The following is a 21144-nucleotide window of genomic DNA, read 5'->3' as shown; positions in this document are numbered from 1 at the left end:
CAAGAGGACGAAGGCCATGACGCCGAGGGCACTACGACACCGCTCCCCGGGCCGCCAGGAGTTCCGTCACCTGCTCCAGCGGAAGTGCCGGTACGTGGTGTCCGGCCCGGCCGGTCATCGAGTGCGCACCGGTGAGCACATTGAGCACCGCCTCCTCCACCGACTCGACCACCGCTCCGTAGAAGGGGTCCATCCGGCCCCAGGGAACGAAGCGCATCGACTCGTAGGGCGCGCTGCCGTCGTCCTCGGGAAACGTACTGGTCAGTGCGGTCGGGTTGGCCGTGGAGAAGGCCAGGAAGAGATCTCCGGAGAAGTGGCTGCCGGTGGTGCCGGTACGGGCCAGGCCGAGCGTCACCCGACGGGCCAGCGCCTTGCACTGGCCCGGCAGCAGCGGTGCGTCGGTCGCCACCACCACGATCACCGAACCCGCGCCGGGCGGCACGGGGCGCTCCCCGTCGGGCTCCGCCGCGGGGGGCTGCTCCTCGACCGGGTCGGTCAGCTCGCGCCCCACCGGTACGCCGGCCACCACCAGTTCGCGCCGCGCGCCGAAGTTCGCCTGAACGAAGACACCGACGGTGTACCGGTCCTCGCCGTACTCCACCACGCGCGACGCGGTGCCCGAGCCGCCCTTGAAGCCGTAGCAGCGCATGCCCGTCCCGCCACCGACGCATCCCTCCTCGACCGGGCCGGACGCCGCCGCCTCGATCGCGGCAGCCGCGTGCCGGGACTCCACGGCCGGACCGTGGATGTCGTTGAGGTGGCCGTCCCAGGTCTCCGTGACGACCGGCAGCAGCCACTCGGGAGCCATGCCACGGCAGTTGGCGCGCACCCACTCGACCACACCCCGGTGCACCGGGCCGACCGCGTACGTATTGGTGATGACCACCGGAACCGCGAGCGAGCCGCTCTCCTCGATCCAGGCGGTCCCGGTCATCTCGCCGTTGCCGTTGAACGAGTGCCAGCCGGCCGCGCAGGGGGTGCCCACACCGTCCCGGCCGCGCGGCAGAAGTGCGGTCACTCCGGTGCGTACGTCGTCGCCGTCGATGAGGGTGACGTACCCGACCTCGACACCGGGCACGTCCGTGATCGCGTTCCACGGCCCCGGCTCACCGGTCAGGGGGATGCCCGACTCGCGTGCGCGCCTGCGGTGTTCGCCCTGGTGATCTCCGCTCATGCGGACAGAGGTTACGGGAACACCTGTCCGCCGGACAGACCCTGATCACCGGCGGCGTTGTCGATGACGATCGCGGTCAGCAGCAGCCCGTTCTCGGACAGCCAGCGGCCGTGGAAAGCCGCCGGGACCGCCCGCGCCCCCGTCCCTGGCGCCGGCTGCCGGTCGGAGGCCAGCAGTTCGGCGGTGAAGCTGCCGTCGGGGCGGAGCTCGATGTCGGCCTCCTCGAAGCCCAGCCAACGGCGGGTGAGCGGGAACCACGCCTTGTAGACCGCCTCCTTCGCGCTGAACAGCAGACGGTCCCAGTGGATCCGCGGGTGTTCCAGGCGCAGTTCGCGCTCGCGTCGCTGCTCGGTCGCCAGGGCGATGCTGTTGTGCACGTCGCCGGGCAGTGGCGCGTGTTGCTCGGCGTCGATGCCGACGGTGAGGACATCCGGCCGGTGGGCCACGGCAGCGGCTCGGTAGCCGGTGCAGTGGGTCAGGCTTCCGACCGTGTTCTCCGGCCAGAGCGGGGCGCCCCGTTCGCCCTTGAGGATGGGGACGGGAGCGATGCCGAGCGAGCCGAGTGCGCGGCGGGCGCAGTGCCGCGTCGTGGTGAACTCCTTGCGCCGCTTCTCCACGAAACCGCGGGTCAGCTCCTTTTCACCGGGCAGGAGCACGGCGTCGGACAGGTCGGAGAACGCCTCTGCCACCGCTACCCGGGACGGCAGGATTTTCTCGATCATGATCTCCCCTTACCGGCTGGACTCCCCCGTCCTGCCTGGTGTCGGGCGTTCGTGCCCACCGTCCGATGGGCACGAACGCCGACTCCACAGTGTCGCATCGGACACAACGCCGCCGTCAGCGGCCTCCTCGCCAACCTCCCCCTCGTCCCAGGACTCGGCGAGCCTCGGCCGGCGGATCCGCGTGGCGCACAGGGCCATGAGGATCGCCGAGGCGATTGACGGAGTTGCGCCTCGGGGGCGCGGATCACGGCAGCGCCCAGCGGGTCCGCGAAGGCCCGCGGGTACTCGCGGGTGAGCTTGTCGCGGACGGGCCCGGCCGCAACCCGGCCATGCCGTGCCCGCTCTAGGGCCGGGCGTCGGCCGGTGCCCGGCGCAGTGCGGTGGCGACGGTCTCCAGGACCTCGATGGGGCGCAGCAGATCCCCGTAGCCGATCGGCGGCCTGCCCGTTCGGGCCATCTCCAGGAACGCTTCGAGGCCGGGCACGCAGTAGTCCGCACCCGGAACGATGGTCTGCTGGGCCATGCTCTGCCGGGTGAACGCCATTGCGTGGAAGGGAATCTGGTCCGTGCTGCCCGGCTTGACGAGATTCACGACGACGCGGGTGTCGCCGGCCGTGAACGACGCGACCACCGTGGTGTCGGTGACATCCGTCCGGACGCCGGAAATCTCGCCGGGGGCGAGCCGGAGAGCGATGTCCACCGCGTGAATGCCGTAGAAGAAGATCCCGCCGTGCTCGCCGGCCGGATCGGCGGGCCCGGAGACGACGACCAGCTCCGGCCTTCCTTCCGCGGCCGACCGGGCCACCAGAGCGTCGGTGTCGGGAATCCACCGGAGCGCCGAGGACGAGGTGAGCGGCGCGTCGTGGGCGCGCGCGGTGTCGATCAGGGCTTGGGCGTCCTCGACGGTGCGGGCGAGGGGCTTGTCGACGAAGACCGCAAGGCCCTCCGCCAGAAAGGGAATCGCCTGCTCCCGGTGGCGTGCGCCGTCCCGGTCCGCGACGACCACGGCATCGACCAGCCCCAGCAGTTCCGCGGGCTCGTCGACGACTTCCGCGATCCCTCCGGTGGCCGCCAGCGCCTCGTTGCGCCGGCCGCGTCCGCCGCTGAGTGCCACGACGCGCGCGTCGCCGCCGGCCCCGTCGACGTTGAGGTGGCGGACGATCTGGTCGACATGGCTGTTGTCGGTGCCGACGATCCCGATGCGCATCCGGAGAGCTTCCCTTCGAGGTGACAGGCTGGCAGAACCGCACCCTCCCGGACGCGAGGGGCGCCCCTGCGCAGCGCAGGACCGAGTTTCCCACGCGGGACGAACAGGAGACGAGGCGGCCACGGCCGGACCGGCGGCCACCCTCGCCGGCGCTTCACCGCATTCGGCTTCGGTTCCGGACCGGCTAAATACGACGGATGGGCACACTCTCGATCAATGAGCCCATATACGCGCTCCCGTTGACGATGGAGACGCTGCGCGCCGAAGGCCGCGCCGAGGCGGCCGAACCTCAAGGCGGGTTCGGCGACGAGGCCGTTCTGACGCTGCTCGCGCGCGTGGAGAACGACCGCGTCCGGCTGGTCGTGATCGTCGCCGGGTACCCGGACAGGATGGCGGAGTTCCTGGCCGCCAACCCCGGGCCGGCGAGCCGGTTTCCCGAGGACAACATGCTGCGCTTCCCCGACTGTCCGCCGAAGACGCTGCACACCATCGCGCTGCGCCGGCCGGCGGAACGGGGTGCCCGGCCCTCGCACCTCACCGAGGACCGGCTGCAGGAGATCGTCACGGGGATGCACGACGCCCGCAGCGACACCTCCGATAACGGCCGCGACATGCGTCCGCCGCCGGCCGGTCGGCGGTGCTCCCGCCCGGGTTCACCGACCGGCTTCCGCTCCGACCTGGAACCTCGTCAGCGCGAACAGGATCACGAGGTCGAGTGCCATGACGGGGATGGCCCACGCCGGGTAGTACGGAACGAACATGAACTGTGTGATCAGGCTGATCCCCGCCGCCGCCACACCGGCCCCGCGGCCCCAGCTCTTGTTCGCCAGAATCGCCAGGCCGGCGACGACGAGCGCCACACCGACCACGAGATGGATCACGCCCCAGGCCGTGAGATCGAACCGGTAGGCATACCGGGTCGAGGCGGCGAACAGGCTGTCCTCTGCGATGCCGGATGCGCCCATGAGGATGCTGAGCGGCCCGCTGAGCATCAGCATGGCCCCGGCTACCTGGGACGCACCGTCGAGCTTCGCACTGCCGGACCCCCCGTGCCTCGGCGGTGTCCTGTTCGGCATCGCTGTCATGGCCGTCGCCTTCCTGTACGGCGCAGCCACCGACGCACATGGCCCGTGCGAAGACAGCCACGTTCCCCTGCCAGGATCACCGCATTCGCCCGGCGCCGCCACCGCACCCATCGCGAACGGGGCAAAGTCCGCCACCACCCTGGAGTGCCGGAGCCCGGCTGCTTCACCGCCCGTGCCGGCGGAAGCATGAGGTCCACGACTGGGCCGTACACGGGGCCGGGCCCGATGCCCGGACGGCCATGGGCGTCCACCACGCGCAGGGCCGCGAGGCCGGGGTCCGTCCCTGGCAACCGGGTGAACCCCCGTCCCGTGTGCGCCCCTGGCTGCCGTCCCCTGTTCGGACAGGGTGATCCTGTTGTGCCAGTACTGGTCGAGATTGGCGCGGGAGAACCTGATCGCCCCGTCGCGCGCGGTCTCCTCCTCGATCGGCATCCCGGCGTTCCTCGGATCCACCGCCGTCATCGCCCCGTCCTCGGCGAGGGGGACGCGTACGCCGGACTGGACGATGTTGAGCCAGGTCGCCCAGTTCATCGGGCCGTCCGTCGACTCGGGATGCAGGGTCCCGGCGACCGACGCCGCGACGAACCGGAGGGTGTCGGGGCCCTTGGCCAGGCCGTCCTTCGTCACATACATCGCATCGATCGTGTGACCGTATTCATGCTTGGAGTTCTCGTGCAGCGGTGAGACGGCGTCGCGTGCCCGTGAATCCAATTCCCGCTCCACCACACAGACGAGGTCGATGTCACTGTTCGCCTGCCAGTCGCCGAGGGAGGCGGATCCCACCACCACGACATCACGCAGGGTGTCACCCAGGGCGTCGGCCAGTCGATTTGTGAAGCGCCGCGCGAGAATCCACGGTTCCTGGTCAGGGTCGATCACGCAGGGAGAAGTCGACTCGACACCTTTCTTCGTATTTTCGTCGTGCGTGCATGGTGTCCGCCGAAGCCGACGTCATCCCGCTGTGGCGGGCAGGGCCTTACCCGTGCTCGGGCTTGCCTTCTCTTCCTATTGGCCGATATTGAGCCATTTTCTCACCATTCCCCGAAACCATTGCCCCGGCCCGGAGACCGGGCGACACCCCGAATGATCCGATCCAGTGATTTCGCTCGATTCAATGACGCATCGGGCGACCGTGTGCTTTCCGGCTGCATTGAACAGCGCGGCGCACACGGTCAAGTGACTGGTCGTTCCCTATCAATGACAGTGAGATTTCACCGGCGACAGTATGTGACGGACTGCTCTCGGGATAAGGAATGCCCGCACGCGTCACAAGACCGGTCGCGGTGACGACCGAACACCGGAGCGGCGCACCGCGGCGGGACCACGAACCGAGTATTCGCCAGAACGGGGGTTCAGGAATGCGGCACAGCGGCGAGATCGTGCCGTTTGGTGGTGCCGTCCGGCAAGGAGACCGCTGGACGGTCGAAGGGGCCGGGTGCGCGCCTGCGGCAGGGGGCGCCGGTGAACTCGGCCACGGGGACCCGGGGCCCCGTGGCATTCGTCCGACTCTGCAGACCACTGAACTGGGCAGTGTCACGGCACGCCGGATCACGTTCCACGCGGCCGGTTCCGCCCCCCATGTGCTGGAGGCCGATCCCGGGCGGCACGCCCTCGTTCTCAGTTCGTTCGGCGAGATCGCAGTGGTGCGAGCCGGGCGCGAACTCACCGTTCGGGACGCGGCAGTGGCTCTGTGCGACACCCGGCTCCCCCTGCGCATCGGCCCGACGCCGGGGAACCGGACGGCGGAGGCGGTCGTGATGGTCTTCCCGGGCTCCGCGATGCCGACGGTTCCACCGGACGCCGGCGCGTCGCAGCACAAGGTCCGCGACGCAGCCGGTTCCGGGCCGCTGCTCCGCTCGTTCCTGGTCGAGGCGGCCGAGCGGGCGACCGGGCTGGGCGCGCCCGAGGTGGCCCGGTTCGGCGATGCCGCCCTGCACCTGGCCGCAGCGGTCCTGGAACGGCACTTCGTCGACGCCGGCGAAGTGTGCCCGCAGACCCAGCAGTACGAGCTGATAACGCGCATCCGCGGATTCATCGACCGCAATCTCGGCGACTGCGGCCTCACGCCGAGCCTGGTCGCCTCGGCGCATCACATCTCCATTCGCTATCTGCAACGGCTGTTCAAGACAGCGGGCAGCACGCCGTCGGGCTGGATTCGGCAGCGGAGGCTGGAGAAAAGCCGACGCGAACTCTGCGACGCGCGGCTGCGATCGGTTTCGGTTCGCGAGATCGGCCTGCGCAACGGTTTCACTCAGCCCTCCGACTTCAGCCGGGTATTCCGCGCCAAGTACGGCGTACCGCCCGGCAGGTTTCGCGACGACTGGTTCCGGCGCGACGCAATAAGCCAATCAGGTGGCCGCGTCACGGCAATGACAGATCCTGTGGTGGTCAGAAAAATCAAGTAGAGGAAGGAAAGCGAGAAACCGGTTCGCGATTGGCGGACTTGGCTGATCCGTTCCGCAGGAGGAGTCACGCTGTGACCGTGCTCACATCCAGGACCGATCTCGACATCGACCCCGCCGATCTCTGCGATTTGGTGGCCGGCCTGCTGGAAAAGCGTCCGCTGGCCTTCGAGGGGACGCGGCAACTCGCGCTCCAGCACCGACCGGCGGCAACGGGCCCGTGGTACGAGGGCTGTCGGCGGCAGTCGTTGATTTCCTCGGACTCCGACTTCACCGAGGTGCACGCCGATCTGCGCGGCAGTTACCTGGGCGAGGTGTTCGACCGGCTCCCGTTCAGGCCCATCCGCACCAGAATCATGGCGCTGGGCCCGAAGCACTGCTATTCGGTGCACCGGGACATGACACCGCGATATCACCTCGCGGTCACCACGAGCGAGCACGCGCGATTCGTTTTCGTCGAGCACGACAAGGTGGTGCACATCCCGGCCGACGGAAACCTCTACTACGTCGGCACCCGGCATCTGCACAGTGCGTTCGACGGGGGCGACGACATGCGGATCCACATCGTTTTCGGAACGGACGACGAGCAGGAACAACGGCCGGAGGAGTCGGGGTGTGACGAACTTGGTGGCGCATTGGGACCGCCGCGCCGAAAGTCATGACGAAACACCGGGCAATGCGCTGACGTCCGCACAGGCGGAGGCGTGGAAGTCGATGCTCGCGGAGGTCTTTCCCACTCGTTCGGGAAGGCTTCTCGACATCGACATCGACAGCGGGACGGGCACCTACGCATTGTTGTGCGCGGAGCTGGGTTTCGATGTCCACGGTGTGGACACCTCGGAGCAGATGACCGCACGGGGGCGGCCGGGTGGGTCACCGACATCTCGGCGCTGGGCACCGGCCGGGCCGCGCTGAAGCTGGGGGCGGGCAAGTGTTCACGGACGACGCCATCGACCCGCACGCCGGAAATCCGGCTCACCAGGCACCTGGGTGAGCGCGTGGCCGAGGGGGACGTCCTCGCCGAGCCGTTCCACCGCGACGGGCTCGACAGCGGCGAGGCGGTGGAGCTGGTGGCCGGGGCCGTCCGGGTCGGCCCCCGGGAGAACTTCCGGGTACCGCGTGAGCCGGAGCCGGTGTCCGAAGCGGATGTCCACACGGACGGGACGGGGATGGTCCATGTCTAGCGCGATCAACGCGCCCGCGTCCGAGCAGGAGCTGCGGGAGTACCTGTCGAAGATGCTGCGCCGGCACTTCGGCGGGGAGACGGGGTCACGGTTCTGGGTCGGACACCGGGACGCGCTGCCCTTCGACCCGGTCGCCGACATCCATCACGTGGAGCACGTGCTGGCCCAGGCCCGGGACGTGCTCCGCACACAGCCTGTCGGACATCTGCTGGTGACCCCTCCGCTGCTGCGCGCGCTGGCGCGGTCGGCGGAGCTGGCGGAACGTGTGCGTGCCACGGTGCGGGTCATCACCTGGGGCGGGGCGCGCATGACCCGCGAGGAGCAGTACGAGTACGGGCAACCGGTCTTCCCGGACTCCGCCTTCGTCGCCACCTACGCGAGTTCGATCACGGGCACCCGGGCGCTGCTCAGGCGCTCGACGGCATACGACGACCTTCCGGTGTTCGACCCGGCCGGCCCCGAACTGTTCCTTCGCGTCGTCGACCCGGCCACGCGCGTGCCCGTGCCGCACGGGGCCCGCGGCCAGGTGCTGATGCACACGGTCACGCGGGACATGTTCCTGCCAGATCCGCGCACGCGTGGGGTAGGGCGCGCGTCCCCGCGACGGACAAGCAGGCGGACAAGCGGGCGGACAGGCAACGGACGACATTCATCCGATGAGGAGGAACACTGTGCAGGACGCCGAGCAGGCACGCGACGACGAACGGCACGCCCCGGTCCGGCCGGGCGAACCGACCGGACCGGCCGAACCCACGGACGCGGCCGCCGAAGACGACCCCCACTGGTTCGACGACGTACCGGACGAGAACGTCGGGGCGGTGCTCTCGCTGGACGAGCTGACTCCGTACCCGGGGATCTAGAGACTGGTGAGGAGTGTTGTGGAGCCTTCGCACCGAGCCGCCGACCGGGCCGGCGCCGCGCGGCAACAGGAAGTGCTGCACTGGTACGCGTCCCGGCTGGGCGGGCCCGGGACCGAACAGGCTTGGCCCGCGGGCGCGGTGGTCGTCGTGGGGCATGATCTTCTTCCGCACGCTGCCGACCTGGCCGACATCGGATGCCGCATGGTCGCGCAGACCTCTCTCGACGGCTGGCGGCGGGGTTTCGCCGCACGGTCGATCCCGACGTCGGCGAAGTACGCCCTGGTGGTCGCCGCCCGGCAGGAGTTCGATCTCCGGCTCGCCGGAGACATCCTGGACTTCGAGCGCCGGATCGGCCTCCCGGTGGGCACGTTACCGGCACGCTCCAACAGGGAACTGGGCTTCATGCTCAGGCGTATGGCGCTGGCCAGACGGATCCGCGCCGGAAAGCACGTCTTCGTCGATGCCGCCGACGCGTCGTCCGTCGTGGGCGACGCGACGGAATTCGCCGATCCCGGCGCAAAGGACGTGCACAGCGTCTCCGTGTACGGCCACGGCAACGAATCACACGTCAAGATCGGTGACGGGTTCGTCTGCGCGCACAGCGCGAGCGGTTTCCCCGCGCAGGACTGCGAGTGCGCGAAGCACGGTCTCAGATTGTGCAGGCTCGACGACATCCGCTGCGCATGGATCCACCTGGGATCGTGCGGAGCACTGATTCCGGACTGGCGACGCAGTCTGCCCGCGACCAACTTCGTCGATGCCTTCGCGAGTTCCTACGCGGCGACGCTGTGCGGATCGCTCCACCGCATGCCGACGTCGCGCCGGGCGATCGTGGGCCACGAGCTGGATCAGCTCGGCGGGGCCGCGCCGGACGGAGGCGACCTGTCGGCCGGGACTCTGTGCCTGGGCGACCCGGTCCTGCTTCGGCACAGCCGCGGTATTCCGGACCGGAAGACGGCCGTCGCGTCCCTGGGCGGCGAACTCAAGGACATCGAGAGGGGGTTGGCACGCCTGTCCGAGGACAGGGAGCGGCTGCTGGCACTGGCGCGGACGGTCGACGACGCGCGTGGCAGGGTCGTCTCCCTGCGCCTGGCGGGAGGCCCTGCCGCGCACGAGGCGCTGGACGCCTGCGCGCGCGGGATCGACATCGCCTCGGGCTGGACGGCACGAGCCGCCGCGATGCTGTCGGTGGCGAACGAACGGACGCTGTACGGCGAGACCGTCCGGGCCGAGTTCACCCGCTGCGTCGCCAGGGTGGAGCGCCTCGCCGAACGGTTCGAGCGGGAGCTGGTCTCCTTCGTGGCGAGCGTGCCCGCGATCGGCGCCCGGACCGTCGAACGCGCCATGAAGAGCGGGCTGTTCTTCGGGCCCACGGGGTCACGGGTGCTGTGCGCCTGCCGGGTGTGCGGGCTCCCGGTCCGCGTGGGCACGGCCCGGGGCGCGGCGGACGACCGCGAGTGTTTCTGGGCGCGGTGCGACGTCTGCGGACACCTGGCGAGGTCGTCGGACGGAGAGCGGTTTCCCCTGATCACCGTGGAGGAGCCGGAAGTGGTCGGCACGCGCTTCTTCGGCGGCACACGGCTCTCCGACGGCACTCGGCTCCTCGGTGGCGCGCGAACGGCCCCGTCGGCGCGGGTGGTCGTCGATGTCGACGACGGCGCCGGGGGCCTGCACACCAGGAGCGTGCACAGCATCGCGGCAGGTGACGAGGTGCGCGTGCGCTGCGATACGGGCGGATCCGGTCCCTCGCTGCGGGTGCGGGCGCTGGTGGTGTCCGGATTCGCGATGTGGTTCGCGCGCGCGACCGTGCCGTCGGCCGCGCTGCTCGGCTCTCCGTCCCACTGACGCAAAGGAAGTCATATGCGTGGTAACGCTGTCGGGCGGCCCAAGGGCGAGGACTCATGGAGGCCGTGTTCGCAACCGCCGCCGATCCTGACGACCCGTTGTCCGCTGTCGTCGTCGGGCACCGCCCCGATCCCGAGGTGCCTCCGGGCTGGGTACGGGTGGAGGTCCGGGCGGCTTCCCTGAACCACAAGGATCTCTGGACCCTGCGCGGCGTCGGGATCAACCATGACCAGTACCCGCGCATCCTGGGCTGCGAAGCGGCAGGGGAACGGCCGGACGGGACGAGAGCAGTGCTGTATCCGCTTCTCGATTCCCCGCCGGGCATGAGCGACGAGACGCTGGCGATGCCCGCGGCGCAGCTCGCCGGCGCCCGGCCGGGCACACTCGCCGAGTACTTCGCCGCTCCCCCGGAGAGCCTGCTGCCGGTCCCGGACCATCTGTCCTGGGAATCTGTCTGTCCTGGGAAGAGGCGGCGTGCCTGGTGTGCACCTGGCTGCCCGCGTACCGGATGCTGATGATCGATCCGGCGGCCGCACAAGCCGGGTTGTCGGGCGGCGCCCACGGGGGCATGGTCCGATCCGGGGGCCCGGCCGAGAGGATCAGGCGACGACGGCGTCGAACTCGCCGTTCTTGACGTCCTCCACGAGGGAGGCGAACTGGTCGGTGCTCATCTCCACGCGCTGCCCGAAGCCGTCCGTGCTCACGGCCCGGCATTCAGCGGGAGCGGTCTCGTCGGTACCGGAACCAGGGGGGCGGCCCGGCCGACTACTGCGGTATCGGAGGGGCGAACGGCCCCTGCTTCGTGCTGCGGTGAAGGGTGTGGGATGGGTGGGTTGGACGTGCGGATGCGCGGGGTCACGTGCCGGCACGGCCGGGTGGAGGCGGTCTCGGATGTGGACCTGGAGGTTGCCGCCGGGAACCGGGTGGCGCTGACGGGGACCAACGGGTCGGGCAAGACGACGCTGCTGCGTGCGGTTCTCGGCCTGCACCGGCAGGCGGGCGGATCGATCCTGGTCGGCGGCCGGGACACCCGCACGGCGGCGGAGTGGGCGTGGCGGCGTCGGTCCTGTGCCTGGATCCCGCAGAAACCGGCAGCCGGGCGGTTCCCCCTGCTCGGCGCCGAGCTGCTCGCCAGCAGCGCCGCTCCTGCCGAGGCCGCCGACGCGGCCGGCCGGCTCGGGGTGGGCACGCTGGTGGAACGGCCCCTGCACACGCTGTCCGGCGGGCAGCTCCAGCGGATGTACCTGGCCCGGGCGATCGGCTGCGTCGCCGCCGGGGCACAGGTGCTGCTGGCGGACGAGCCGACCGCCGCCCTCGACTTCGGCGGGCAGGCGGAAGCCGCCGAAGTCCTGACCTCGCTGCCGGTGACGCTCGTCGTGGTCACCCACGACCGGGCCCTGGCCGAACGGTGCGACCGGGTTCTGGAAATGGCCGCCGGCCGGCTGCGGGAGGTCCGGTGAGCACGCTCGCGACCGCCGATGTCGGCGCCCTGCTCGAGCTCGTGCCGGTCCGGCGGGCCGGTCTGGCCCTGCTGCTCGCGGCAGTCGGCCTGCCCGTCATCGGCGTGATCATCGTGGGGCTGGACATCATGCCGGTGCGGTTCGCGATGATGCACGTCGCCCTGTTGGGCATCTCCGTCGGGCTCATCGCCGGGCTGGACCCGATGCTGTGCGCGCTGGTGGCCTGCGCCCTGGCCGGGGCCGGTGTGGCACCGCTGGCCCGTACGCCGGACGGGCTGTCCGGGGCGATGGGCCTGCTGATGAGTCTGGCCATCGCGGGCGCGCTGCTGCTCCTGGCGGTGTCCGGAGTGAACGCCTCGGGGGCGTTCGCCCTGCTGTGGGGCTCGATCCTGTCGGTCGGCACGCCCGACCTCGTCGTGCTCGGCGCGCTGGCCGTCGTCGTGCCGGCGCTGTTCTGGTGGCGGCGGCACGACATCGGGCTGCTGCTGTACGACCGGGAGCTCGCCCAGTGCTCGGGCGTCCCGGTCCGCGCCCTGACCGCCGCGCTGCTGGTGCTGGTGGCGGTGGCGGTCGCCGGGGCCATCAAGCTGACCGGTGCGCTGCTCGTCGACGCGCTGACCCTGCTGCCCGCCCTCGCCGCCCGGCGGCTGGGCAGCTCACTGAAATCGATCGTCCTGTGGGCAATCGGTATCGGGGTCGCGGTGAACCTGACCGGGTTCCTGCTGGCCCTGTGGCTGGACTGGCCCCCCGGGCCGGTCCTCGTCCTGACGGCGGGGGCGGTCGTCCTCGCCGTGCACCTGATATCCGAACGGAGAACCAGCTCATGGCGCGCACCAGCGTCCGCATCCCTTCCCTCCTCGCACTGAGCGCGGTCGGCCTGGCTCTCGTCACCGGCTGCGGCGGTGACAAGGACGAGAAGGCCTCTTCTGCCGCGCCCGCGGCCGGGGCGAGCGCTTCCTCGGATCCGGCCGAGAGCAAGCAGAAACCCGTAGTCGTCGTCACCACCACCTGGGAAGGCGCGTTCGCCGAGGCGGCGGGTGCCGACGATGTGAAGGTCATCGTCCCGCAGTCGGTGCACCACGCCCCCGACTACGACCCCAAGCCCTCGGACCTCGCCGCCGTGGCCAAGGCCGACTTCGTGCTGTACGCGCCGTTCGAGCCGTACGCGGCGAAGATCAAGGAGGCGGCCGGTTCGAAGGCGAAGCTGGTGGAGGTCAACCTCGACAACGACCCGGACAAGGTCAAGGCCGAGGTCGACAAGCTGGCCGCGCTGTTCGGCACCACTGAGGTCGCGACGAAGTGGAAGGCCCGGTTCGACACCGAGTACGGCAAGCTCAACAAAGAGGTCAAGGTGGCCTGGCCGGGCGGCAAGAGACCCGTCACGGTCACCCAGGTCTTCACCGCGTGGGCGGCGAAGCTGGCCGGCATCACCCCGGCCGGCACGTACGGGCCGGAAGCGGTGACGCCCGCGCAACTGGCGGAGCTGTCCGCGAAGAAGCCGGCCCTGGTCCTGGACAACGCCCACATGTCGACCGGCACCGTGCTGCCCGACTCCGGTGCGAAGCAGCTGAAGATCGTCAACTACCCCGGCGAGGACCTCGACCTGCTGGCTGTCTACCGCAGCGCCGCGGCCGAGATCAAGAAGGGCATGGGCGGGTCCTGACCGCCTGCCGCCCGCGTGCCGCGCGACGGCCGTGCCCGAGGACGTTCTGCACCGAGCGCCCTCGGACACGGCTTCGGTCCGTTCTGCTCATGCTGTGAAACGGCTCATGGCGGTCCGGTGGCGGTGGGCCCGCGGGACGGGTGGTTCCCGACAACCCTTGTCCGGGCGTCGGACACTGACGGTGTGTGAGTGCTCCGGGGGGCAGCCGCCGCTGCCCGTCCTGGTCGTGGACATCCCGGGCGTGGCCGCGCTCGGCCGGGCGCTGCTCCTGCTCGGCGTCACCCTGGTCGCGTTCCTCGCCGTCGACGTGGCCGCCGGGCTGTTACGCCGCGCCCGCGCGGCAGGCGAGGGGGCCGGCCAGGCGTTGCGCGTGGCCGGCCCGAAGAGCCGTCAGCCCGCCTGGGCGAACGGCGGCTGGTGCGGGGAGGCGTCGTGCTTGGGAAGGCCCGCGGTCAGACGTTCCCGCAGGGCGGCCCGGTCGGGTTTACCGGCCGCGGTGAGCGGCATCGCCTCGACGACGAGGAGCCGTTCGGGGTGCTTGCGGCGCTCCAGGCCCCGGGCCGTCAGGTGCGCGCCGAGCGAATCCAGGGTGGGTGACTCCTCCCCCCTGGGCACCACGCAGGCCGCGAGCCGTTCGCCCATCAGCGGGTCGGGCACACCGACGCAGACCACGTCCCTGACCTGCGGGTGCGAGGTGAGTTCGCGTTCGACCTCGGCGGGGCTGATGTTGGCTCCGCCCCGGATGACGATGTCCTTCAGCCGCCCCACCACGTGCAGGACACCGTCGGTGTCGAGAAAACCGAGGTCGCCGGTGCGGACCCACCCCGCGGGGGTGCGGTAGCGGGCGTCCAGGTCGGGGGCGGCGACGTAGCACAGCGGGGACATCGGACCCCGGGAGATGATCTCGCCGACGGCGCCGTCGGGAAGAGCGTCATGGGTGTCCGGGTCGGCGATCCGGATCTCGGTCACGCGCGGATCCGGACGGCCGGCGACCACACCGGTGCCACCCGTGGGCGGGACGGCGTGCGCCAGCCCGGTGTGGCAGTTGACCCCGTCGGCCGAGCCGTAGAGGTTGACCACCGGGCAGCCGAACGCCTTCGCCGCCGCTGCGGCGGTGGTCTCGTCGAGCGGTGCTCCGCCCAGGACCAGGGCGGTCGGTTCCGGGAGCTGCTCGGCGGTGGCATCGAGGCGTTCGAGCATGATGCGGACCATGGTCGGCACCCCCAGGACGTGGGTCGGCCGGTGTTCCCGTAGGGCCGCGAGGGCGGCCTCGGGCGTGAAGTGGTCGAGCAGGACCAGGGTGCCGCCGTGACGGGCGATGGTGACGGCCGTGCCGTTGGAGCCGAAAGCCGAGGCCAGCGGGACGAGGAAGAGGCAGCGGGGCGGCGTCCGGTCGGGGATGAGGGAGGCCAGGAAGTTGCCGCGGCCGCCGGCGAGCGCGTTGTGCGAGTAGGCGATCATCTTGGGCTCGGCCTCCGATCCGGAGGAGACCAGGATCCGGGCCGCGCTGTCCGGGTCGGGGCGGGCCGGGACGAACGTCTCCGGGTCGCTGCGCATCAGATCGGACCAGGCCACCGTTCCTTCGGGTGCTTCCCCGGGGCCGACGGCGATGACGTGGCGCAGGTCCGGCAGGGACCGCTCGAGGGTGTGCAGGTCGGCAGCGTGGTGGAAGTCGCGGTGCTCGACGGCGGCGATGACGGCGACGGCCTGGGCCCTGCGGAGCAGGCATTCCGCTTCCAGCACGCCCCGGCCGACGGGGAAGGGCAGGGCGACGGCGCCGAGGGCTGCCAGAGCCAGGTCGGCGATGACGGTGTTGCGGTGGTTGGGGAGTTGTACGCCGACCACGTCACCCGGGCGTATGCCGAGTTCTCTCAGGCCGGCGGCCAGGCATCGGACCTTGCGGTCCAAGGCGGTGTAACAGAGCTTGCCCTTGGCGTCCTGAACAGCGGTGTGGTGCGGGTCGGCGATCCGGCGGGCGCGGAAGAGGCTGTAGAGGTCGAGGTCGGGGCAGGTGCCGTCGGCAGCCCAGGAACGGCGGAGCCCGGCGGGCAGCAGGTCGTGCAGGGCGACGGTCATGCGAACCTCCAGGGGGCCAAAACGGCGGGGGCACCGTGCGCGTCGCGGTGGATCGCACCGGCGAAGCGCGGGTCGTGGTGCAGGTCGGACAGATCGGTGGTGACGGCGGTGGCGGCCAGGCCCCGGCTGTTCAGCAGGGCCAGCGCCTCAGCGGTGGGCAGCTCGGAGAGGTCATGGACGCGGGCGGCGCGGTCGTCGGCGTCCGCGGGCGCGATCCAGCCGTCCGCGGTGGGCAGGGGGCGCCGGAACCCGGCGGGTCGGCGCGGGTTCTCCCCTCGCCCCACACGCGCCAGGGCGGGGGCGGTGAGCGTGTCGGCGGCGCCGAGGAGGGAGGAGTCCACCCGGACTCCGTGTCCGCTGCGTTCCCTCAGCAGCAGCCCGGCCAGGACGGCCTCGGTGCCGTGCAGTCCGCCCAGCACGTCGAGCAGGGTCATCAGGGAAGGGGCGGGCGGCTCTCCGTCGGGGCGGACCGCCTCGCCGACGCCGGTGCGGGCCTGGACCATGAAGTCGGTGCCCATGGGGGCGTTCGCGATGCGGTCCGCCCAGCCGCCTGTGTACGCGTACACGAGGGCGGGGTTGACGCGGGCGAGATCCTCGGCGTCGAGGCCGAGTTCGGCGGCCTTGCCCGGAGCCCAGTTGTGCAGGAAGACATCCGCCTGCCCGGCCATGCCCCGCAGCCGGCGGCGGCCGGCCTCCGCCTTGATGTCGATCTCCACGGCCTTCTTGCCCCGGTTGAGGGCGAGCCAGCGCGCCGATATGCCGGAGGAGGTGGGCGGCATGCCCCGCAGCGGGTCCCCGCCCGGCGGCTCGATCCTGATCACCTCGGCTCCCAGCAGGCCGAGGAGGTGCGCGGCGAGGGGAGCCTGGATGCGCCGGCCGGCCTCCAGCACGGTCAGTCCGGCCAACGGACCGTCCGCTGCCGGAACCACGGCTCCCGGTGGGCGCCCGCCCCGACGGAACGATTCGTCACCGAGCGGGCGGAAGGACCAGGGGGGTGCGCCGTCGGCCTCGGCGTGCCGCTCGGCCAGGGTCCGCAGGACGCACACCTCGGCCCCGGACAGTGCGGCGGCCCGGCGGATGGCCGCCATGGGCTTTCCGCGGGTGACCTCGTGGAGGACGGGTGGGAACGGAGCGCAGGCGGTGGCGTAGCGGAACTGGAAAGGGCGCCAGCCGGCCCGGATCGCTTCGGCGGGTGCCTCCAGGGCCCGCCAGAAGGCAGCCCAGGCACCCGGGTCAAGGGTCTCCAGTTCGAAGAGGAGGCCGTCGGCGGAGGTGAAGGGCGGACCGCCGGGGGCGAGTTCGGCCGCCTCGCCTTCATCGGCGCCGGCGGCGGCCAGGTACTGGGACACAGCGAGCAGCCCGGCCCGGTCCGCTCCGGTGTCCAGACGGCTCACTCCGGTGACGCCGCGGGCCTTGCCGATCAGGGCGGCGAGCAGCCCCTGGACGGTGAGTACGGCGGTGGCGGTGGCGGCGTGGTCGACGGCCAGTCCGGCCGGGGCGCCGGCCCGGCGCCCGTGGACGGCCATCACGCCGGTCGCCGCCTGGACCGTCGCCTCGTCGACGAGACCGCTGCCGGGCTCGCCCCAGTGGGCGGTCGCGTGCACGGGATCGAAACCCGCGCCGCTCACCGTGATTCCGCCGGACCGGTCCGCGGCCGCGGTGCGGTCCTGACGCGCCCCGAGCAGGTTCAGGTGCGCGGAGACGACGGCCGTGATCTCCGCGGGCCCCGAGACGGTGGTGTCCATCGCGTCGAGTGGCCGAAGGGCCGCCGTGGTTGCTGGTGACGCCATGCCTCTCCTCTCCCGGCGCGCGGCGGAGGCCGGCGCCCGAGTCGTACCGAAGACGGGAACCAGGGCGCCGGTGCGCCCGACCTGTTCCACGGACAGACAGTCGGACACACGTTCCCGGGAGTTCCCGGGAAGCCGAGGAGGCCATGCCGTGCCGGAGACCGCCGCACCCGTCGACCGCTCGCCCCGATCCGGGCCGCCCCCCGCCGAGTTGGGCGACCGCGTGCGCAGGTTCGTCACGACCCGGGTGATGCCGTACGAGGCGGTGCTCGACGCCGGTGGCCCGGCGGCCGCCGAGGCGCTGGGCACGCTCCGGTCCCGAGCCAGGGAGGACGGGCTCTGGGCCCTCCCGCTCCCCGCCGAACTGGGCGGCGGCGGGCTCTCGTTCGCCGAGTACGCACAGCTGGCCGAGGCCGAGGGGGCCAGCGACCACGGCCCCGCCGCGCTGGGCTCCGCCCCTCTCCTGGACGTCACCATGCTGGCCCGGCACGCGACCGGCCCGGTACGCGACGCCTGCCTGCGCCCGCTGGTCGAGGGAACGATGCGGACCTGCTACGCGATGACGGAACCGGAGGCCCCCGGCACCGACCCCGTCCTGACCCGGACCACCGCCGCTCGTCCGGCGGCCGGGGGCTGGCGGATCAGCGGCCGCAAGTGGTTCGTCTCCGGTGCCGCCGGCGCCGACCTGGTGACCGTGCTGGCACGGACCGGCGGGGCGCCGGGGGGCCGTGACGGCCTGTCACTGTTCCTCGTCCCCACTGCCGCACCCGGGTTCCGGGTGGTACGGGAGCTGCCCGTGCTCGGCGCGACGGGGCAGTACGAGATCGAGTTCGACGGGGTCCATGTCCCGGACGACCACCTGGTGGGGCCGGAGGGCGGTGCCCTGGCCGTCGCGGGCGAACGGCTCGCTCTCGGCCGGACCCTGCGCTGCCTGCGCTGGCTCGGCCAGGCCCAGCGGGCCTTCGACCTCATGTGCGAGCGGGCCGTGGCCCGGACCGGGTCACGCGGACCGCTGGCCGACCACCAGCTCGTCCAGCAGCACGTGTTCGATTCGCTCCTCGCGCTGCGCACCACCCGGCCGCTGGTCCACGAGGCGGTTGCGCTGCTCGCCGCCGGCCGGGACGCCCGTACGGAGGTGGGCCTGGCGAAGGTGGCCGCGGCCCGGATGCTCCAGCAGGTGGCCGACTCGGCGATCCAGGTGTTCGGCGCGGCCGGTCTGGGACCGGACACCCCGCTGCCGTCCCTGTTCCGCGGCGGGCGGGCGGCCCGGATCCTCGACGGTCCCGACGAACTGCACGTCACCTCGGTCGCCCGCCGAGTGCTGCGCGGCCACGGCGCGGGCTCCGTCAGACGCGGGTGAGGTCGGCCAGACCGGTCAGCGAGGCCAGGCCGAGGGCCAGGAAGAAGTCGCCCCAGATCAGCTCGTGGCGCTCGGCCAGGCCCCGGCCGGCGTCGTAGCAGCCGTCCAGCAGCATGCCCGCGGGCCGGTTGCCACCGCTGTACGTCAGGTGCTCCTCGGCCAGGGTCCTCAGCATGACGACACCCCGGTACGAGCAGGCGTGCGACCAGTCTTCGGGCACCCGGGCGAGTTTGAGCAGGGCGACGGCGGTGATCGCCGCGGCCGAAGTGTCCAGGGGCCCGTGCGGGGCCGCGGTGTCGTCCGGCGGAACGAACCGGCCGGACAACACACCGTCCAGCGAGAGCAGATGCCGTGCCGCCGCCGTGAGACGGCTCCTGTCATGGGCGGCGACCTCGGGGCGGAGCAGGGCGTCGGCGACCGCCAGCAGCAGCCATGCCCGGCCGCGGCTCCAGCCGGGCCGGGGGTCCTCGCACGCCTGCCAAGCGGGCCCGGCTTCATCGAAGCGCCATGCGGGGTGCGGTTCTCCGCCGTCGCGGAGGCACAGGTCCAGGTGCCGGTGGAGGTGTTCGGCCGCCGCCCCCGGTGCGACCGTGGACAGGAGCGGCACGGTCCCGGGCACGCCGTCGGCGCGCGCCTGCAGCCGGGGGCCGCCGAGGGCGTCCCCCCAGGGGACGAGGCCGAGTTCGGGGTGACGGGCCGCGAGAACGGCGCGCGCCGCCCGGTCCCGGAGCGCGGCAACCCGGCTGTCCCCGTCGGCGAGCGCGGTGGCGTACCACAGGATCAGGCCCCGGGTGACCGTGTCCGCGTCCACCCAGGGCGCCAGCCCCGACGTACGGCCGGCGGCCGCGCCCCGGTCGGCGTGGGAACCGGTGTACCGGGCCCGCAGCCACAGCAGGCCGGCCCAGAACCCGCCGGTCCAGGAACCGCGGCCGGTCGTCTTCCACACGCCGTCCCGGGGATCCGCGTACAGCGGGAACCGGCCGCCGACCTGCCTCTCGGTGGTGCTGACGCGCTCCATCACGGCGGCCAGTGCCCGGTCCGCCCAGTCGCCCACGTACGCGGTCACGATGTGGTCGTCCCCCGGTCACGTCGGGCCCACCCGTAGGCAACCGCCGCGGCCGCGGTGAACTCGACGGCCACCAGCAGCCAGCCCGTTCCGTAGCGGCCGGACTCCGCGAACGGCGCGAAGGCGGCGGGGCCGATCGCGAAGCCCGCGAAGAAGCCTGCCGCGACGAGCGCCGAATCCTGGCCCGCCCGGCCCGGTGTCGCCCGCTGCATCACCAGCACCATGGACACGGCGTTCGCGGAGACCGCGAACACGCCCACCGCGACCGCACCGGCCCACACCAGCAGGCCTGCCCACTGGGCCGCACCGATCAGGACCGCTGCCCCGACGGCCCCGCAGGCCAGGAGGGCGGGCAGCCGCTCGGCCCGCCCGGGGCGGGCCGAGCGGGACCAGGCGACGCGGCCCACGACCCCGGTGATGCCGAGGACGGCGACCAGAGACGCGGCAACGGCCGGTCCGAGGTCCAGTGGTCCCGCCCCGTACAGCACGAGATAGGTGTTGACCGAGGCGATGCCCGACCCGAGGAACAGGGAGTAGACGCACAGCCAGGCCGTCATCCCCTCAGGAACCCGTACCCGGCCGGGCGGGGAGGCCGGCTGCGCCGGATCTGCGGGCAGCACCCGGTGGGCCCAGGCGGCGGACAGCAGCGCCGCGCCCGCGGCGGTCCACACGGCGGCACGCCAGCCGAGACCGGAGGCGAGCGCGGCCAGCGGAAGTCCCGCCGCGAAGGCACCGAGTTGTACACCCGACTGCTTCATACCGGTCACCGCGCCCCGCCGTTCGGGGGCCACGGCCGCCAGGACGGCCTTGTTGGTGGCGGGGTTGGCCAGTGCCTGCGGTATGCCTCCCAGAGCCACCGCGCCCAGCAGCAGCCCGGTACCGGGGGCAGCTCCGATCAGGGCGAGAGCGGCGGCCGAGGCCACCAGCAGCAGTACCAGCGAGCGCCGCGGCCCGGTACGGTCCACGATCCTGCCGCCCACCGGAGACAGCAGGGCTGCGGTGCCGAAGCCGACGGTCGTGGTCAGGCCCAGCACCGCCGGCGAGACACCCGGGTCGGCCACCAGCCTCGGTCCCAGCGCGCCCAGCAGGAACAGCTGGAGCATGGAGAACGCCATCGCGCCGGTGAGAAGGGCGGTGAGCCGCCGGTCCGCCCGGCGGGCAGGCCGGGCGTTCGCTGCCGTCCCGTGTGGCGCCACAGGTTTCGTCTCCGATTTCTCCGGCGCGGTGATGCGGACCGGTCGCTCAGTCAGTCG

At 72.0% G+C, this 21144-nt stretch carries 19 protein-coding genes; 11 read left to right on the top strand and 8 right to left on the bottom strand.

What is annotated here, in order from left to right; genetic code table 11:
* Positions 1-31: 31 nt before the first annotated feature.
* The 4 genes from ACWCQ6_RS15645 to ACWCQ6_RS15630 all read right to left on the bottom strand — a co-directional run bounded on the left by ACWCQ6_RS15645 (position 32) and on the right by ACWCQ6_RS15630 (position 5067).
* Positions 32-1174: a DmpA family aminopeptidase gene (locus ACWCQ6_RS15645; RefSeq protein ID WP_451089402.1), complete on the bottom strand. Its 1143-nt coding sequence runs from the start codon at positions 1172-1174 to the stop codon at positions 32-34.
* An 11-nt stretch (positions 1175-1185) separates the two neighbouring features.
* Positions 1186-1896 (bottom strand): 4'-phosphopantetheinyl transferase family protein, encoded by a 711-nt coding sequence (locus ACWCQ6_RS15640; protein ID WP_451089400.1) that lies wholly within the window; start codon positions 1894-1896, stop codon positions 1186-1188.
* Between the two features lie 343 nt (positions 1897-2239).
* Complete coding sequence (locus tag ACWCQ6_RS15635) at positions 2240-3103, bottom strand: Gfo/Idh/MocA family protein (protein WP_451089398.1); 864 nt, start codon at positions 3101-3103, stop codon at positions 2240-2242.
* Between the two features lie 653 nt (positions 3104-3756).
* Positions 3757-5067, bottom strand: a complete 1311-nt coding sequence (locus tag ACWCQ6_RS15630) for a DUF7144 family membrane protein (protein WP_451089396.1) — start codon at positions 5065-5067, stop codon at positions 3757-3759.
* A gap of 479 nt (positions 5068-5546) precedes the next feature.
* On the opposite strand from ACWCQ6_RS15630, the gene ACWCQ6_RS15625 reads away from it, so the two are divergent.
* From ACWCQ6_RS15625 to ACWCQ6_RS15580, 10 genes are all read left to right on the top strand, one after another.
* A complete protein-coding gene (locus ACWCQ6_RS15625) occupies positions 5547-6593 on the top strand; it encodes an AraC family transcriptional regulator (protein ID WP_451089394.1) in 1047 nt (348 codons plus the stop codon).
* Positions 6594-6664: 71 nt separating this feature from the next.
* Positions 6665-7252: a hypothetical protein gene (locus ACWCQ6_RS15620; RefSeq protein ID WP_451089392.1), complete on the top strand. Its 588-nt coding sequence runs from the start codon at positions 6665-6667 to the stop codon at positions 7250-7252.
* The gene (locus ACWCQ6_RS15615; protein WP_451089435.1) at positions 7206-7505 is read left to right on the top strand and encodes a hypothetical protein; all 300 of its coding nucleotides are present in this window, start codon (positions 7206-7208) and stop codon (positions 7503-7505) included. Before ACWCQ6_RS15620 ends, ACWCQ6_RS15615 begins: the two co-directional genes overlap by 47 nt.
* The gene (locus tag ACWCQ6_RS15610) at positions 7388-7774 is read left to right on the top strand and encodes a hypothetical protein (protein WP_451089390.1); all 387 of its coding nucleotides are present in this window, start codon (positions 7388-7390) and stop codon (positions 7772-7774) included. Before ACWCQ6_RS15615 ends, ACWCQ6_RS15610 begins: the two co-directional genes overlap by 118 nt.
* Positions 7775-8430: 656 nt before the next feature.
* Positions 8431-8634, top strand: a complete 204-nt coding sequence (locus ACWCQ6_RS15605) for a hypothetical protein (protein WP_451089388.1) — start codon at positions 8431-8433, stop codon at positions 8632-8634.
* An 18-nt stretch (positions 8635-8652) separates the two neighbouring features.
* The gene (locus ACWCQ6_RS15600; protein WP_451089386.1) at positions 8653-10479 is read left to right on the top strand and encodes a hypothetical protein; all 1827 of its coding nucleotides are present in this window, start codon (positions 8653-8655) and stop codon (positions 10477-10479) included.
* 65 nt (positions 10480-10544) lie between these two features.
* Entirely contained in the window at positions 10545-10994 is a 450-nt protein-coding gene (locus tag ACWCQ6_RS15595; protein WP_451089384.1) for an alcohol dehydrogenase catalytic domain-containing protein, read from the top strand.
* 309 nt (positions 10995-11303) lie between these two features.
* The gene (locus ACWCQ6_RS15590; protein WP_451089382.1) at positions 11304-11939 is read left to right on the top strand and encodes an ATP-binding cassette domain-containing protein; all 636 of its coding nucleotides are present in this window, start codon (positions 11304-11306) and stop codon (positions 11937-11939) included.
* Positions 11936-12805, top strand: a complete 870-nt coding sequence (locus tag ACWCQ6_RS15585) for a metal ABC transporter permease (protein WP_451089380.1) — start codon at positions 11936-11938, stop codon at positions 12803-12805. Before ACWCQ6_RS15590 ends, ACWCQ6_RS15585 begins: the two co-directional genes overlap by 4 nt.
* On the top strand, positions 12763-13602 hold the full coding sequence (locus ACWCQ6_RS15580) for a metal ABC transporter solute-binding protein, Zn/Mn family (protein ID WP_451089378.1): 840 nt from the start codon (positions 12763-12765) through the stop codon (positions 13600-13602). Before ACWCQ6_RS15585 ends, ACWCQ6_RS15580 begins: the two co-directional genes overlap by 43 nt.
* Positions 13603-13992: 390 nt before the next feature.
* Here the strand turns inward: ACWCQ6_RS15580 and ACWCQ6_RS15575 are convergent, their stop codons facing one another.
* Complete coding sequence (locus tag ACWCQ6_RS15575; protein ID WP_451089376.1) at positions 13993-15678, bottom strand: class I adenylate-forming enzyme family protein; 1686 nt, start codon at positions 15676-15678, stop codon at positions 13993-13995.
* Positions 15675-17468, bottom strand: coding sequence for a CoA transferase (locus tag ACWCQ6_RS15570; protein ID WP_451089374.1), 1794 nt, complete (start codon positions 17466-17468; stop codon positions 15675-15677). Before ACWCQ6_RS15570 ends, ACWCQ6_RS15575 begins: the two co-directional genes overlap by 4 nt.
* A 247-nt stretch (positions 17469-17715) precedes the next feature.
* On the opposite strand from ACWCQ6_RS15570, the gene ACWCQ6_RS15565 reads away from it, so the two are divergent.
* The gene (locus ACWCQ6_RS15565; protein ID WP_451089433.1) at positions 17716-18825 is read left to right on the top strand and encodes an acyl-CoA dehydrogenase family protein; all 1110 of its coding nucleotides are present in this window, start codon (positions 17716-17718) and stop codon (positions 18823-18825) included.
* Here the strand turns inward: ACWCQ6_RS15565 and ACWCQ6_RS15560 are convergent.
* Together ACWCQ6_RS15560 and ACWCQ6_RS15555 are read right to left on the bottom strand one after the other, a co-directional pair.
* Complete coding sequence (locus ACWCQ6_RS15560; protein WP_451089372.1) at positions 18812-19891, bottom strand: sugar ABC transporter permease; 1080 nt, start codon at positions 19889-19891, stop codon at positions 18812-18814. The two genes, ACWCQ6_RS15565 and ACWCQ6_RS15560, sit on opposite strands and share 14 nt — an antisense overlap.
* Entirely contained in the window at positions 19888-21087 is a 1200-nt protein-coding gene (locus ACWCQ6_RS15555; protein WP_451089370.1) for an MFS transporter, read from the bottom strand. Before ACWCQ6_RS15555 ends, ACWCQ6_RS15560 begins: the two co-directional genes overlap by 4 nt.
* Positions 21088-21144 lie beyond the last annotated feature (57 nt).

It is taken from the genome of Streptomyces sp. NPDC001880, assembly GCF_053594575.1.
Note: the sequence above shows the minus strand (reverse complement) of the source record. Positions and strands in the feature narration are given on the sequence as shown.